13 protein-coding genes, 1 tRNA gene and 1 pseudogene are annotated in these 15543 nt (G+C 44.8%); 8 read left to right on the top strand and 7 right to left on the bottom strand.

The window, feature by feature from the left end:
- Nucleotides 1-42 precede the first annotated feature (42 nt).
- Nucleotides 43-1068 (top strand): phosphoribosylformylglycinamidine cyclo-ligase, encoded by a 1026-nt coding sequence (gene purM / locus NDI42_RS23480; RefSeq protein WP_190460176.1) that lies wholly within the window; start codon nucleotides 43-45, stop codon nucleotides 1066-1068.
- 98 nt (nucleotides 1069-1166) lie between these two features.
- Here purM and NDI42_RS23475 read toward each other — a convergent pair.
- Nucleotides 1167-1237: transfer RNA gene (locus NDI42_RS23475), tRNA-Cys, on the bottom strand.
- Nucleotides 1238-1599: 362 nt separating this feature from the next.
- Between NDI42_RS23475 and cpdA the strand changes: the two genes are divergently transcribed.
- A complete protein-coding gene (cpdA, locus tag NDI42_RS23470) occupies nucleotides 1600-2397 on the top strand; it encodes a 3',5'-cyclic-AMP phosphodiesterase (RefSeq protein WP_190460174.1) in 798 nt (265 codons plus the stop codon).
- A 154-nt stretch (nucleotides 2398-2551) separates the two neighbouring features.
- Nucleotides 2552-3067, top strand: coding sequence for a dihydrofolate reductase family protein (locus NDI42_RS23465; protein ID WP_190460172.1), 516 nt, complete (start codon nucleotides 2552-2554; stop codon nucleotides 3065-3067).
- 134 nt (nucleotides 3068-3201) lie between these two features.
- On the opposite strand, the gene NDI42_RS23460 is transcribed toward NDI42_RS23465, so the two are convergent.
- A complete protein-coding gene (locus NDI42_RS23460) occupies nucleotides 3202-3717 on the bottom strand; it encodes a hypothetical protein (RefSeq protein ID WP_206755971.1) in 516 nt (171 codons plus the stop codon).
- A 283-nt stretch (nucleotides 3718-4000) separates the two neighbouring features.
- Here NDI42_RS23460 and NDI42_RS23455 point away from each other — a divergent pair, with 283 nt between their 5' ends.
- Nucleotides 4001-6523, top strand: coding sequence for a PAS domain S-box protein (locus NDI42_RS23455; protein WP_190460168.1), 2523 nt, complete (start codon nucleotides 4001-4003; stop codon nucleotides 6521-6523).
- Nucleotides 6524-6993: 470 nt separating this feature from the next.
- Nucleotides 6994-9159, top strand: coding sequence for a PAS domain-containing protein (locus tag NDI42_RS23450; RefSeq protein ID WP_190460166.1), 2166 nt, complete (start codon nucleotides 6994-6996; stop codon nucleotides 9157-9159).
- Between the two features lie 278 nt (nucleotides 9160-9437).
- On the opposite strand, the gene NDI42_RS23445 is transcribed toward NDI42_RS23450, so the two are convergent.
- The 3 genes from NDI42_RS23445 to NDI42_RS23435 form a co-directional block, all read right to left on the bottom strand.
- Nucleotides 9438-9917: a peptidoglycan-binding domain-containing protein gene (locus tag NDI42_RS23445; protein WP_190460164.1), complete on the bottom strand. Its 480-nt coding sequence runs from the start codon at nucleotides 9915-9917 to the stop codon at nucleotides 9438-9440.
- A 694-nt stretch (nucleotides 9918-10611) separates the two neighbouring features.
- Nucleotides 10612-11289 (bottom strand): response regulator, encoded by a 678-nt coding sequence (locus NDI42_RS23440; protein WP_190444407.1) that lies wholly within the window; start codon nucleotides 11287-11289, stop codon nucleotides 10612-10614.
- Between the two features lie 251 nt (nucleotides 11290-11540).
- Entirely contained in the window at nucleotides 11541-12089 is a 549-nt protein-coding gene (locus tag NDI42_RS23435; RefSeq protein WP_199311471.1) for a hypothetical protein, read from the bottom strand.
- 185 nt (nucleotides 12090-12274) lie between these two features.
- Here NDI42_RS23435 and NDI42_RS23430 point away from each other — a divergent pair, with 185 nt between their 5' ends.
- From NDI42_RS23430 to NDI42_RS23420, 3 genes are all read left to right on the top strand, one after another.
- A complete protein-coding gene (locus NDI42_RS23430) occupies nucleotides 12275-12622 on the top strand; it encodes a slr0373 family blue light stress response protein (RefSeq protein ID WP_190419707.1) in 348 nt (115 codons plus the stop codon).
- A 95-nt stretch (nucleotides 12623-12717) separates the two neighbouring features.
- A complete protein-coding gene (gene ycf46 / locus NDI42_RS23425) occupies nucleotides 12718-14229 on the top strand; it encodes a stress-responsive protein Ycf46 (RefSeq protein WP_190419621.1) in 1512 nt (503 codons plus the stop codon).
- A 144-nt stretch (nucleotides 14230-14373) separates the two neighbouring features.
- Entirely contained in the window at nucleotides 14374-14727 is a 354-nt protein-coding gene (locus NDI42_RS23420) for a DUF1257 domain-containing protein (RefSeq protein ID WP_190419624.1), read from the top strand.
- 111 nt (nucleotides 14728-14838) lie between these two features.
- Here the strand turns inward: NDI42_RS23420 and NDI42_RS23415 are convergent, their stop codons facing one another.
- Nucleotides 14839-14967 carry a hypothetical protein gene (locus NDI42_RS23415; RefSeq protein ID WP_277876905.1) on the bottom strand — a complete coding sequence of 43 codons (129 nt, stop codon included), beginning with the start codon at nucleotides 14965-14967 and terminating at the stop codon, nucleotides 14839-14841.
- Between the two features lie 123 nt (nucleotides 14968-15090).
- Nucleotides 15091-15360 (bottom strand): annotated as a pseudogene (locus tag NDI42_RS23410) (type II toxin-antitoxin system RelE family toxin).
- Between the last annotated feature and the right edge of the window lie 183 nt (nucleotides 15361-15543).

The following is a 15543-nucleotide window of genomic DNA, read 5'->3' as shown; positions in this document are numbered from 1 at the left end:
GTCTGCGATCTGCGATCGCTAAACGAGGCGGGGCGTGAACTCATGGATTATCGAGAAGCAGGTGTAGATGTTGAGGCGGGGCGGAGTTTTGTAGAAAAAATCCGCCAAAGCGTACAAAGCACCCACCGTTCTGAGGTTTTAGGTGGATTCGGCGGCTTTAGTGGTTGGTTTCAGCTGCCTAGTGGCTACCAGGAGCCAGTTTTGGTTTCTGGGACGGATGGGGTAGGGACAAAGCTAAAGCTAGCTTTTCAACTCAACACTCACCACACAGTAGGTATTGATTTGGTGGCAATGTGTGTCAACGATGTGTTGACGTGCGGCGCAGAACCGCTATTTTTCTTGGATTATTTAGCAACAGGTAAACTCAATCCAGAGCAGCTGACTCAGGTAGTTGCGGGTATAGCTCAAGGGTGTCGCGAGTCGGGATGCGCCTTACTGGGAGGGGAAACCGCAGAAATGCCGGGTTTTTATCAGAAAGGCGAGTATGACTTGGCGGGTTTTTGCGTCGGAATTGTGGAAAAAAGCCACATACTGGATGGTTCCCAGGTGCAAGTGGGAGATGTAGCGATCGCGCTTGCTAGTCAGGGTATCCACAGCAACGGGTTTAGTTTGGTGCGGAAGATTGTCGAACGAAGTGGCGTTGACTTGCACTCCCCCCTAGATGGTCACGATAAGAGCTTAGGGGAAATTTTGTTAACTCCCACGCGAATTTACGTTAAACCTGTTCTAGTGGCACGCAAAGCCAAATTAGAAATTCATGGCATGGCTCACATTACTGGTGGTGGGTTGCCAGAAAACCTGCCTCGCTGTCTCGCTACTAATCAATCCATCCAGATTGATCCTAAATCTTGGCTAATTCCACCTATTTTCCAGTGGCTATCTGACACAGGTGAAGTCAGCCCGATGGATATGTTTAACACATTCAATATGGGTGTTGGCTTCGTGCTACTCGTACCCCCAAACCACGCCGACCAAACCATCAACTTCTTTGAATCCCAAGGAATTGCCGCTTATTCCATCGGTAAGGTAATTCCCGGTGACGGTCGTCTCGTCGGTATCCCCGAATAAGAACCTTCCCTGTATGCCGCGCCCGGATTCATTTTAGAGTGGGCATTTTGCCCGCCTTAGCTCCGATAGGAGCCTAAAAAGGCAGTTTTATTTTACAAAGGCGGCACCCAGATTTGAACTGGGGGTGGAGGTTTTGCAGACCTCTGCCTTACCACTTGGCTATGCCGCCATAAATTCAGATTACTACTATACCAAATTTTGACGATTACTTACCTAGAGAAAAATTCTTAGTAGATTATTGCTGTATTTACAGGCAGATTTCCATTTCCGGCGCTATATGTGATCGTCATCACATATGGGCGGTTCCTAGATCGCAGGTATTTGACGACCTCTAACGGTAATGTATTACCCATCTAAAGACGTAAGTGTTTACACGGAGTTTTTAATATTCATCTATCTTTAGAGTTATTTTATTAACTTGTTCCGTAGGAAAGCTATAAATCGATGTTTACCTATTACAGCAGAGCCATTGGGGTTTAGTGTCCTAACTATTTTTCTTTGAGCCGCTACCAGATTCCATTACAAAACTTTATGATTCCAGCCAAGCCGCTTGCGATCGCTCAAATCACAGATATTCACCTGTTTGCCGACACCAAAAAAGAATTATTAGGTCTTCCTACGGAAAAGTCATTTCATGCAGTTCTAGAGCAATTGCAAAAACTATTGTCTCAGCTAGATATACTACTGCTGACTGGGGATTTGTCCCAAGATGGCAAGGCGGAATCATATCAACGGTTGGCAGAATTGCTGAGTCCCTTATCTATCCCTACCTACTGGGTACCAGGCAACCACGATCAGCCTTTGGTGATGCAGCAGGTGTTAAAAGAGGCTCCCATTTCTCCAGAAAAGTCTTTTGCAGCCGGAGACTGGCAGTTTTTGCTACTTGATTCTCATGTTTCTGGTTGCGTGCATGGCAAACTATCGCCAGAAAGCCTAGTTTGGCTGGACACGCAGCTAAAGCTAGCCAGCGATAGACCTATCCTGATCGGTTTTCACCACCCACCTTTTCTCGTGGATTCAGATTGGCTAGATGGCAGCACACTACAGAATCCAGAGGAACTTTTTGCTGTTATAGATCGCCATCCTCAAGTAAAGTTGGTGATTTTTGGTCACATTCACCAAGAATTTTATCAACGGCGTGGCGGTGTTCACTATCTGGGTAGTCCTTCTACTTCGATTCAATTTGAGCCTCACAGCCACAATTTTTCCCTAGATAAAGTAGAGCCAGGATTTCGTTTATTAAACTTATATCCTGATGGCTCTTTTGAAACTAGAGTGCAGCGGGTTACTTACGTGCATGAACTGGATTTGGCAGCAACTGGTTATTAGAAAAGCAGGGGAATAATTAAAGGCTTTCATGGTATCAAGTCTGGGGAATACAAAATGAAACTGCAATTCCCTCAAATAAGCTCTAATCGAACAGCCTTGCACAGCGATCGCTCTAAACTTAGATTATCTGTAGTGCATTTGTTTAGGTGTTGTTATGCGTAAAGTCATATTATTTATTGCATCTAGTTTAGACAGCTATATTGCACGCCCTTCTGGTAATGTTGACTGGCTGTTCACAGACCAAGATTATGGTTATTCGGAGTTCGACGCTGGCGTTGACACCGTTGTTATGGGCAGAAAAACCTATGAACAAGTTCTTACTTTTGGAGAATATCCGTACAAAGGGAAAAAGAATTATGTTTTCACAAGGCATCCTTCCTGCCCATCGGACAACAATGCTGAATTTATCGCAACAGATGTGAAGAACTTTGTAGATGATTTACGTCAGGTTGATGGAAAGAATATCTGGTTAGTGGGAGGCTCTCTATTAATTCACGATTTCATCAGCAACAATCTTGTGGATGAGCTGATTCTTTCAATACACCCAATCGTCTTAGGCGAAGGAATTCCACTATTTTCTAATCAATTAACTACCACATTTTTGAAGCTGACTGGATGTCAGACATACAGTTCGGGACTGGTTCAGCTATCTTACAATTTTATGGGTTGAACGCGATCGCTACTTAGGTGTTATACCAATTCATTTTTTTCCCGCTGCACTAATCGCTTTTCTCAGCCCCTTTTTTAAGGGGACTGAGAAAATCAGATGTGTAGCTTCACTTTCCCAACTTATTCACTCCGCAGTTATTCGGTGGCTATCCAACGCACGTAGGGAAGCCCTGCTGACAAACTTCTAGATGTGATTTGAGTAGTGCCATTAACCCAACCAACATCTACGCGGAAATAAACTTTGCCATTGCCCAAGCGGAAGCGGTACGCCCGCAGTTCTGGGGAAGTTGCTTGACCGACACAGGAGGCGTAGGTTCTTTGTAATGGGGCTTCGTATTCTACGAACTTCTTACCCGAACTCGAAACTCTGGCAGATCCTGCGATCGCGCGAGTGTTTGCTACAACTGTATGCTCCGCGCCGCCTTCAAATGGAACTAATAATGTCGTCAACCCGACTTTTTGAGGACAGGTTCCATATTGGCGTTTTACAGTCAAGTTGGTGCTGCTTCGCGCTGGCGAACTAGCGGGCTGGGAAGGCTGGGCTAGAGTTGAAGTAGATGTACTAAACACTAGCGCCGATAACAGTCCTAAAGTGCTGGCGAATTTCACCGGGTGAGAAAATTGACTTTTGGTCAAAGTTAGAAGTTTCATCTTAGACGTAGGGAAGCGTACCAAGACTTAGTGAATAGTCTTTATATAGAATGACTTGATTCTCGCGTGGTCGTACTCACACAAATGGCTCATCCAATCGGGTGAAAAATTAAGGTTTTTCGGAAATATGAAGTTTCCATGATGAAGCATTGAAGAGGAATTTGTTCCCAGGTTCATCAATTTTAACTTTTGCCTTCCCGACTTCTACTGAGTCTGGCGGCAATAAATTATTGTTGGCATCAATTATACCAGATTACCAACAATATAGAAAGAGGCTTAAAGCATGAAAGAAACTATCGGTAAGATTCAAAAACACTGCTTTAATTTGCAGGCTGGGGGTTCAGTAAACACTTCAACCAATCTAGTTAAGGCGGAAAGATTGCCTAATACTCAAACCAGACTAGAAGTTTTTTATAACGCAACATTTGAAGCCGTTTTGATTCATGAACAAGGGAAAATCTTAGATGTTAATCCTGCCGCCGAAATATTATTTGGCTATTCAACAGACGAATTAATTGGTAGGTCGCTTCTGGATGTCGCAGCCGTTCCTTCCCACGAAACGATTAGGCAAAGATTGCGCTCACCTTCAGATCAACCTTTTGAAGCGATCGCGTTGAGAAAAGATAAAACAACTTTTATCGCAGAGGTTGCTGCTAAAAGTATTCTGTATCAAGGTAGATTGGTTCGGGCGGCTAGTGTTAGGGATATTACAGAACGCAAGGAGGCGGAAGAAAGGGTTAAAAAAAGTGAAGAGAAAAATCGCGCCCTTTTAAATGCGATTCCAGATTTGATGTTTATCTTCAGCAAAGACGGAAAATATCTGGATTTTAAAGCAGAAAAAGCCAGCGATTTGATAGTTCCGCCTGATGAAATCGTTGGAAAACTTTTGTGCGAGCTAATGCCAACAGATGTAGCTCAATTATTCATGCACCACATTGAGCGAGCAATCTCTACACGAGAAACTCAAAACCTAGAGTACCATCTGCATCTGAACGGAACCAAGCGCTATTGGGAAGCGCGGCTGGTGTCTCTTGGGGAAGAGGAAGTTGTGGCAATTGTCCGCGAAATTACTCAGCGCAAGCAGGTAGAAGAAGCGCTACGGGTTTCAGAAGAGAAATTTAAGAAAGCTTTTAGTTCTAGCCCTGAGTCGATTACAATTTCTACAGTTAAAGATGGGCGATATATTGACGTTAACGAAACTTTCTTAGATATTTCCGGCTACACACGCGAGCAGGTGATTGGTCATAATTTAACTGAATTGCAAATCTGGGTTAATCCAGAAGAACGCCTGCAAGTTATCAAGTTATTGCAGGAACATGGGGCGGTTCGTAACCAGGAATACGAGTTTCGCAAGCAGTCAGGCGAAGTGGTAATAGGACTTTTTTCTGCGGAAATTATTAACTTGGGCGGCGAAGAATGTTTGCTTACTGTAGGGAACGACATTACTGAACGCAAGCAGGCGGAAATCCAGCAACGCATGACGCAAAAACGCGATCGCTTATTAGCAGAAACTCTAGGGCGCATCCGTTCATCGCTGAACCTGGAGCAAATTCTCAACACCACAGTTGAGGAAGTTCGTTCGTTTCTGCAAGCTGACCGCGTTTTCATCGGTCATGCAGATGGTAACGGTAAAGGAAAGGTGATTGTAGAATCGGTAAACTCAAATTATCCGTCAATTTTGGGTTGGGTACTTGATGATGAAAGTTCTCTCGCAGGCTTGAGAACGATGTTTGAGGAGAATTGCGTCCGAATGGTTGAGGACACAAGTAAGGTACAAGTACCAAAAGCGATCGCATCTTACCACAACGATTATCAAGTTAAATCAGTCTTGGCTGTACCAATTAGCGTACACGGTCAAGGTCTGTTAGGGGCGTTGATTGTCAATCAATGCAGCAGTTCGAGACGCTGGGAACCAATGGAAATCGACTTACTCGAACAGTTGGGAACCCAAGTAGCGATCGCAATCCAACAAGCCTCTCTATTCAACCAGGTACAAGCACTCAATGCCAACCTGGAATGCCAAGTCCAAGAACGCACCGCCCAATTAGAGCAAAAAATAGAGGAAGTTCAAGAACTCTATCAGCTTAAAGATATTTTCCTACACGCAGTTTCCCACGATCTGCGAACGCCGATCGTCGGCGGGTTACTCGTGTTGCAGAATTTGTTGATGACTAATCGCCATGAACAATTAGCCATTAGCCATCAACAAAAGACAATTCCCGTTCCTCGCTCAATTTTAGAGCGAATGATTCAAAGTAGCGATCGCCAACTCCGTCTGATAAATTCCCTGCTAGAAGTTCATACTAGCGACGTTCGAGGCGTTCTCCTCCACCGCGAACCAACCCAAATTGGCTCTCTAGTACAAGCCATTGTTGAAGACTTCGAGCTGTTGTGCGCTAAAAACCATGCTATCCTGACAAATCAAGTTCAGGGCGAATTGCCCAGCGTCAATGCAGATCCGCTTCAGCTGCGGCGCGTGTTTGAAAATCTGCTCACCAACGCCTTGAACCACAATCCACCCGGACTCAAAATGACCATCAAGGCCACAGTTGAGAATCAGATGATGCGCTGCACTATTGAAGATGACGGCGTGGGGATGAGCCAAGAAATGTGTGATCGCGCCTTTGAACTTTATGCTCGTGGTTCCCAAGCTAGACGCTCAACTGGTATCGGTTTAGGATTATATCTTTGTCAGCAAATCATCATCGCTCACGGCGGCGAAATTGGTGTTATTAGTTCACCTGGAGACGGTGCAACTTTCTGGTTTACTTTACCTTTAGATGAGTCTTTTGATTGTGGATATTAAATGAGCTTTTTCCACAATCACCCAATCGGGTGAATCGCCGGAAGGATGTGAAAAAGCGATCGCCTATTGTAAATTAAAAAGATGATATTTAAAAATCCCTACTACATTTCTCCACAGTTTTAGGGAACACTAAAAGAAGGATGAAGTGTGAAGGAGGGACTGGGGATTGGGGACTCTTGACTGGGGACTCTTAAGACCTCACGAATAAATTTCTAGTTCCCAAGCTCAGCTTGGGAATGTATATTTGTGAGGCAGAGCCTTACACTACCTTTGTAATTTATGTTTTCCAAAAGAGGTAGACCCTTAAGAATCGCATTCCCATGCCCAGCCTGGAAACAAAGGCTTAAATTACCCTTTTCATTCCCGCCAGAAGCCAAAACTTTATCCTTAATAATTCATACTTTTTAACCTGCCAACCTGGTGTAACTATTGAAAAATTATTGAGTTAAAACAAAGAGATGTGATTTCTAATGCCTGAATATCTACAAGCGATAAGAGAATGTTGTCGGGATGAAGCAGCCTTTGAAAGGCTCCAACAAATCTTGGCTGACACTGGTATTCAAAATCTTGAGGAAACTAAAGACAAGCTACAACATAGCGAGCTTAAATTCCCAAGAATGACTGACAACTTACCAGGTATGATTTACCAATACCTGCGGACTCATGATGGTCACGAGTCGCTAGTATGTGCTACTTCTGGCTATCGAGAATTGTTCGAGTTAGAACCAGAAAACGTGGAGGCTAATTTTCAACTGCTCAAAGAGTTAATTCATCCGGATGATTTAAAAACTTATGGAGAATCTGGAGATATTTCTGCCGCCACCTTGCAACCTTGGGCTTGGGAAGGTCGCATTATTACCCCTACTGGAAAAATAAAGTGGATACAATGCGCTTCTCGTCCAGAAAAGCAGCCTAATGGTGATATGGTCTGGGATGGCTTGATGATGGAAGTCACGCAAAGCAAAGCTGCCCAAGAAGCGCTGGAGAGAGAACGGCGACTTTTCATCGGTGGGCCAGTCACAGTTTTCCGCTGGCTTGCACAAGAAAATTGGCCTGTAGAATACGTCTCGCCTAATGTGGCTCAGTTCGGCTATCAACCAGAAGATTTTTTAACTGGTAGAGTGCCTTATGCCAGCATTGTTCATCCCGATGACTTGGCTAGAGTGGATGCTGAGATCCAAGCTTATAGCGCCGAGAAAAGTGTTAGTTCTTACGAACAAGATTATCGCCTGATTCGCTCAGATGGCTCTGTGCGTTGGGTCTATGACTTTACCACTATCGTCCGCAATGAAAGGGGGGAAATTATACACTATGACGGATATATTTTAGATGTCACTGAACGCAAAGCTGCGGAAGCGCAACTAGGAGTTGCTGCTGAACGCGATCGCTTACTAGGAGAAATTTCCCTAAGAATTAGGCGCTCGCTCGATCTCGATCAAATTCTCAACACCACAGTTGAGGAAGTCCGGCAATTTCTGCAAACAGACCGAGTTTTTATTGGACATCTTAATGACAATTGTCAAGGCAAAGTTTTAGCAGAATCTGTTGCCCCAAATTGGCGCTCAATTCGTGGATGGGTGACGAATGATCGTCATTTAAAAGAAATAAAATCACTTTTTAAACAAGGTCAGGTTAGAGCAATTGATGATACTCAAGCGGTAGCGAAATCTCGATTTCATGCTGCATACTACACCAAATATCAAATCAGAGCCAGTTTGTGCGTCCCTATTATAGTTGGCGACCAGTTTTTTGGGATGCTAATCGCCAATCAATGCAGCGCACCGCGTCACTGGCAGCAATTTGAAATTGACTTGCTTTCTTCACTGGCGACGCAAGTAGCGATCGCTATCCAGCAAGCACAACTTTATGAGCAATTATCAGAGCTTAATAACAGTTTGGAAACTCAAGTCTTGGAACGCACAGCCGAGTTACAGCAGGCTATTACAAAATCTCAAGAGTTGAACCGCCTTAAAGACGTAGTTTTAAATACTGTTTACCACGAACTACGCACGCCCGTTTTGGGTAACTTATTGTTGCTCAATAATTTTCTTAAAAGCCCGCAAGATACGATACCGATCTCTCGCCATATTTTAGAGCGGATGATTCAGGCTGGCGATCGCCAACTGGGGATGATTAATTTATTACTAGAAATTTCCCAAGAGCCAGGAATTGTCTTACATCCTGAGCCGCTACCATTAAATACAATTTTAAGACCAATGCTCGAAGATTTGCAGCCAATAATCAAAGCAAATCAAGCGAATATAACGAATCTGGTTTCAGAAGATTCACCATTGGTAATGGTCGATGCGGCTAAGTTGCAGCGAGCGTTGCAAGATTTATTTACTCATATTTTAAAACATAATCCCCCTGGAATAAGTTTAACTTTGAGCGCCAAGATTGAGGCAGGGATGCTACGATGTACCATTCAGGATAACGGCGCAGGGATGAGCCAATCAGAATGCGATCGCTTATTCGATCTCCACGTCCGCGATGCTAGAGACAGCTGCACGACAGGCATTGGGCTAAAATTATATCTCTGTCGGCAAGCGATCGCAGCCCACGGCGGCGAAATTGGCGTGATTAGCCACCCCAACCGCGGCTCAACTTTTTGGTTCACATTACCAATTAAAAATTAAAAAGGCAAAATTCAAAATTAAATAAATTTTCCTTAAGTAATTAAAAAGAAAGTAATATTTTTAATTACTTAAGGTGAGATCGCAAGGTTGAAAAATAAAAATATTTATAACTTCAACTTCGAGTTACCCAACCGAGTATTCTCACGCACCAACAGCGAATTAGCACTAACGCTAACACAAGAGACTTTGGCAATACTGGAATTAGGCTCATAACTCATCGCTTTTTTGAGTTAGGAGTGTTGACTTCATAACTTATAACTCAACACTCCTAACTGTTTCTAGTGGGGAACTTTGCTCAGAGCGTGCCAAGTGCGATCGCCCACAATTCCATCCACAACTAAATTAAAACGCTTCTGGAAGGATCTCACCGCTGCATCTGTGCGCGGGCCGAAATTCGGGCTAGTCGCAGTATTAAAATCGCCCGTTGTCTGTAAAAGACGCTGAAGCATTACCACTATTTCACCGTTACTACCTTTTTTCAGCACAGGCATATTGACTGGCGCGCCAGAATAAAGAGCTTGCCATGTTACGTTTCCGACAACGCCATCCTCTTTCAAAAAGACCCGATGCTGGTAGGCTCTTACGCCATTTTCTACCACTATATCGAAGATACCGTCAATATCGCCAAAGTAAGTTTCCCAGCGATTTAACAGTCTTTGCAGTTCCTGAACCGCTGCTCCTGTGGAACCGCGCTTGAGTACAGGTTTGTTGATTTGGGCATTAGCTTGAGCGTTGAAAGTATTAGTTGGAGCTGTCATGTTTTTGGTTCCTTTAATTTGTGTTTTTTGAATTAGTGTTGTGTTCCTTACACTTTCTAAGGTACTTGTTATTTCCCAGCTCCCACTTCACCCAACTATCTCATACAAAAGGAGGATATTCATTAAGTTTATATTCTTAAAAACTATTTTAATTCATCTCTATATTTTCCCCATTTTTCTCACCTCATCCAATCAGGTGAATCAATAGGATGAATTAATTTCGCCTGAAGTTTAAACCCCAGGCGTATAACTAAAGTCGGTTTTAACCGACTAACAATAACAAAGTTCAGTTTTTTTAATGCACGTTAGCTATAAGCCAGAGACTTAAGTCTCTGGCTGACTAAAGCGAAGACGAAGAAATAGCTTGTTTTCACCCAGCTAGGTGAGACAACGGCATGAAGTGCGATCGCTCTTACCCGTCGTACTTTAAATCTGACGCTGAATTCAATGGTGCCTAGTCATCATGGGGTTATTCTACTTTTACGCACAACGCCTTGGTATTGTTTTAATTCAGCCAAAGGCAATTACAAAACACCCTCTCACCAGCAGAAAATTCTCCAACCGGCCAGAAGCGAAAGTTTCTAATCACCGATACCGGGCAAAGTTGACACAGGATATTAAGCGAATCACCCAAATCTATCACTTGGATCGCCGGACTTTTTTGTAGAAAGGCTTTCCTAAAAGTGTCTTTAGGCTACACCAGCCCCGAACGGAGGGCAACAACAGCTGCCTGCACCCGGTCATCGACAGACAATTTATTCATAATCCCTCGGACGTGTGTTTTCACAGTGTTGGGACTTAGGTAGAGGGCAGCAGCAATCTCCGGATTACTTTTACCCTCTACCATCAGTTTCAATACTTCTAATTCCCGTTGGGATAAATTTGAGACGGCGCTGCTCGTTGAAGGCGGTTTAAGATGGTCAATTACTCGACGCGCAATTTGCGGATCAAGGTAGGTGGCACCTTCTTGGGCAGCAGTGATTGCTGCTAACAATCGCTCTACACTAGCACCTTTGATGCAGTAGGCATCGGCACCGCTAGAGAGGGCAGCAATGATTTCTGTTTCTGTGGTGTGGGATGTCAGGACAACCACCCGGACATTAGGAAGTGCTGCCTTAATTTGCTGGGTGGCAGCAATTCCATCCAGTCGCGGCAGACCAATATCCATCACAACCAGATCCGGTTTCAGTCTCAGAGCAGCTTCTACGCCTAAGTATCCATCTTCAGCTTGTCCAACGATGGTGAACTGGGGGTGAGCGGCTAATGACTGCTCCAAACCCAGCTGCATCATCGGGTCGTCTTCCACAATCAAAACCCGCAATGGGTGAGATTCAGTGGGTGTATTCAATGGTGATTCTGTTTCCGGAGGCATGGAATTAAAGGATTGTTTTATTGGTTTTATCTACGACAAAATTACACGGTTTGGGCAGTTTAATGAAATAAAGCCTCATCCCTGAGACTGATTTTAAGCGCTAGGGGAGTTAAAAAAGCAAAATTAAAAATTAAAAATTGCCGAATCTCGATTTTAAATTTTTAACTTCTCATGCCCATCATGCTCAGTCAGATGCTGGGAACGAAGGTTAGGAGGCTCAGCCTCTGTTAAAACTTGCATAATTCCCATTTTTAATTTTTTATTTCAGGAATGCGGTATTGACCAGCAACGTAATAGAAGAAGCGATAATAATCGTCAAATTGTCCGGAAGGCGATCGCCCTTGCCAGTAGTAGCGTATCCTTCCCTGAATTAAGGTCAGTCTCATCCAACTGATATCAGAACGCAGTTCTACTTGCAGCTTCCCGGTTATCCCCTGTTGGGTAGTAAAGTTCTGCTGCATGGATGTATGAGGGTGCTTTTGTCCCGATGGTACCAGTTCAATTTCTGGCAAACTATCACCCGCTACTCCCAGTATTTCTACTTCTAGGTTCTGCGGATCTCTAAACGCCCGCCCATCTCTATTGTCTGGCATTGGGGCGGCAATCCAGTTACTGGGATAAGGAAACTCGAAGTCATAGCGCGGGTTGTTATATATTTTCCAGGTTGCTGACTGGTTATCGGTGGCGCGACAACCCCACAGCATCATCATGAGGGCGATCGCAGTATATGCGATCGCTCTCGTATTGCCACAATTGGCTTGCCAACTCTGACTTCCGACTCGGCTGGAATATTTGTACACCTACGCCAATATCTCCGTTCTGGCTGCTTTTATTCATTCGCCAGTCCCCCATCCTCTGCCGGACAATCGGGTGAAATATTAAGCAATGTAACAATATTGCCGTCATGCTGGCTTAACGTCTTGACAGCCCGGAATAAGACAGATAACCTGTGAAATATACCCGGGTAGGACGACTGAAAAGTTATATGCAAGATAAGCAAAAGGTTACGTTATATCTTCCTCCAGGTCTTCATCGTCAGCTCAAAATTCGATCTGCTGTTGACTCGGAACCGATGTCATCAATGGTTGAAAGAGCGATTGTTTTCTACCTGACAAACCCGGAAGTGGTGGATGAGGTAGAGGCAAATCACGGGGGGACGCATCGGGTATATTCTTGTCCGGAGTGTTCTAGTTCCGTGGTAGTGCGAGATGGAGAAATGGTTGCCCTTGGTAATCAGCCTGGCGTAATGGCTGAGGAGCTAACCACCCTTGAAGGTACCAGAAGTGAAGTTGGTACCGATTCTCAAGGAGAACAAGAGTTGGTTCCCTGCTAAGGTTCCTCCTCTATGAGCGGGTGCCTTGCTCGAATCAAGGCAAGCAGTGCGAATGTTGGCTAATGGTTGTGCCGTCTCTAATGGGTCGATAGATTATGAAAGAAGAGCTAGATATTCTGGTTCAAGCTCAATATCCCCTAATCTACCTGGTGACATCCGAGGAAGAAAGGGCTGAGAGAACAATTGCCACAATTGCTCAAACAAGATCCCAGCAGCGGCGTGTGTTCATATGGACAGTCACCCACGGCATAGTCGAGTACGGCCAACCTCGCAATATTACCCAACATAATACTGTTTCTCCAGAGGCAGCGATTGAATGGGTAGTACGCCAAAGAGAACCAGGTATCTTTATATTCAAAGATTTACACCCGTTTATTGAATCACCAGCAACAACTCGATGGTTGAGGGATGCGATCGCCAGCTTCAAAGGCACGCAAAAAACCATTATCCTCATGTCACCGTTCCAACAGATACCGATCGAGCTGGAAAAAGAAGTAGTAGTTTTAGACTACCCCCTGCCAGACCTGGCAGAACTCAACCAAGTATTGACCAGTCAGCTAGAGCAAACTCGCAACCGTCGTACAACGACAGAAGCGCGGGAAAAAATGTTAAAAGCCGCCTTGGGTTTGACCAGGGATGAAGCTGAAAAAGTTTATCGTAAGGCATACGTTAAAACAGGCCGCCTAACTGAATCAGAAGTAGATATTATTCTTTCTGAAAAAAAGCAATTAATCCGTCGCAACGGCATATTAGAATTCATTGAAGAAGACGAAACTATTGATGCAGTTGGCGGTTTAGAAGAGTTGAAGCGCTGGCTGAGACAGCGATCGAACGCCTTTACAGAAAAGGCGAGAGAGTATGGTTTGCCTCAACCGAAGGGAATGTTAATTCTAGGCGTTCCTGGCTGCGGTAAATCCTTAATTGCCAAAACAACTTCCCGCCTCTGGAGTTTGCCACTTCTGCGCCTGGATATGGGCCGAGTGTATGATGGCTCAATGGTAGGTCGGTCAGAAGCTAACTTGCGGAACGCCCTGAAAACAGCAGAGTCGATTTCTCCGACCATTCTCTTCATCGACGAACTAGACAAAGCCTTTGCTGGTACTTCGGGATCTGCTGACTCAGATGGTGGTACATCCAGCCGGATTTTTGGTTCCTTCCTCACCTGGATGCAAGAAAAGACTTCTCCGGTGTTCGTGATGGCAACTGCCAACCGGGTTGAACGTTTACCAGGGGAATTTCTCCGCAAAGGACGTTTTGACGAGCTTTTCTTCGTCGATCTTCCTAACGCGGAAGAACGTAAGGACATTTTTCAGATTCACCTTGCCAAGCGGAAGCGCGACCTTTCTCGCTTTGACCTAGACCAGCTGGCTAAGGTTTCTGATGGATTTTCCGGGGCAGAAATTGAGCAGGGATTGATTGCGGCAATGTACGAAGCATTTGCCCAAGAGCGCGAATTTACCCAGCTTGATATCATTGCGGCAATTAAAGCCACGCTGCCGCTTTCCCGGACAATGAACGAGCAGGTTACGGCCCTGAGGGACTGGGCAAGACAGCGAGCGCGACCTGCTGCGTCCTCCGTTGCTGAGTATCAGCGAATGGAGTTCTAAAAGCTTTCTCCTGCTCCCAACAGGAGGAAAGACTAGCAAATTGCTAGTAGTTTGATAAAAAAGCCGCCAAGTAATTTCCTAAGGCGGCGGTCTCGAAACAAAAAAGTTGTCGTTTCTCTTAACTCTCTACTGGAGGAAATCCCAATGTCTCACTTTAGCACCCTGCGTACCAAAATCACCGATGCCGAAATCCTGAAGGCTTCTCTCCGCGACCTCGGTATCAGCGTTAAGTCCGAAGCTGATGTTCGTGGTTACAACGGTCAGCGCGTTCGTTCCGACATCGTTGCAGTTTTGGAAGGCGAATATGACCTGGGTTGGTCTCGCAATAGCGATGGTTCTTTCGACCTGATCGCTGACCTGTGGGGCGTTGCCAAGAAGCACAACCAAACCGAACTGATTAACTCGATTAATCAGAAGTATGCTGTTAACAAGACCTTGGCAGAAGTCAAGCAACGCGGTCTTGCCAACGCCAACGTTAAGTTGGTTGTGCAAAAGTAATTATTGTGCGCGTTCCCAAGATATCGGGTTAATCGACTACAGATTAGCCCGTTTTTCCTATAACCCAGCTCTTTGAGAGCTGGGTTTATTTTTATTTTTATTATGGAATGGCTATAGATCGGCGCGATCGCGCTTTTGATATGTTTCTTGATGTAGGTGATCGCATTCTACAAAAATTGGTCGAGAACACGATCGCCTATCTATAAAAAAGTAAAGAGCGATCGCATCTACCACCCTCATCACCTGTTATCTGGTGAGGAGATGAATAGGTGACAAAGTGCGATCAATCCATAAATCAGGTGAGCATTGCTCGTTAGACAACTTGTGTCCCGTCCGCTCCAACGCACTGTTAGCTTACTAACGCTACAACTGAAATAGTAACTTATCATACTCTGCGTGCAAGCCGACCCAAAACCAAATAACGGTATCTCCGTCTAACTGTCCAACGGCTCAATAACTCTTGCTGATTCGAGCAGAATAGATTGGCAATTCTGGATGGATCTTTTTAAAGCGAAGACTGGGATGACTGGGATCTTGTTTAAATTGGCGATATGCCTCGCGTGTCTGTTGTTGAACTTGCTTTGGTAAATCGGTAAAGGCTCTACGGAATGCGTTAGTTGTACGCGATTTCACATTGTTTCTGGGTCTAATTTTTGAGTTTTACCCGCACGATATTCAGCCATCGCCTCGCCTGCAAGAAAAGCTAGTGCACCCCGGCAAAAGTAACTGACCACCCCAAAAAATGGTAAAACAGAGAGGAAAGCGCCTTACCCAGAGCCGCTTTTTGCGCCCATCCGAAAGTTTCTGTTGACATGG

Origin of the sequence: Funiculus sociatus GB2-C1, assembly GCF_039962115.1 — a bacterium.
Taxonomy (GTDB): Bacteria; Cyanobacteriota; Cyanobacteriia; order Cyanobacteriales; family FACHB-T130; genus Funiculus; species Funiculus sociatus.
The sequence above is the reverse complement of the archived record's forward strand: the minus strand, read 5'-3'. Positions and strand labels throughout refer to the sequence as shown.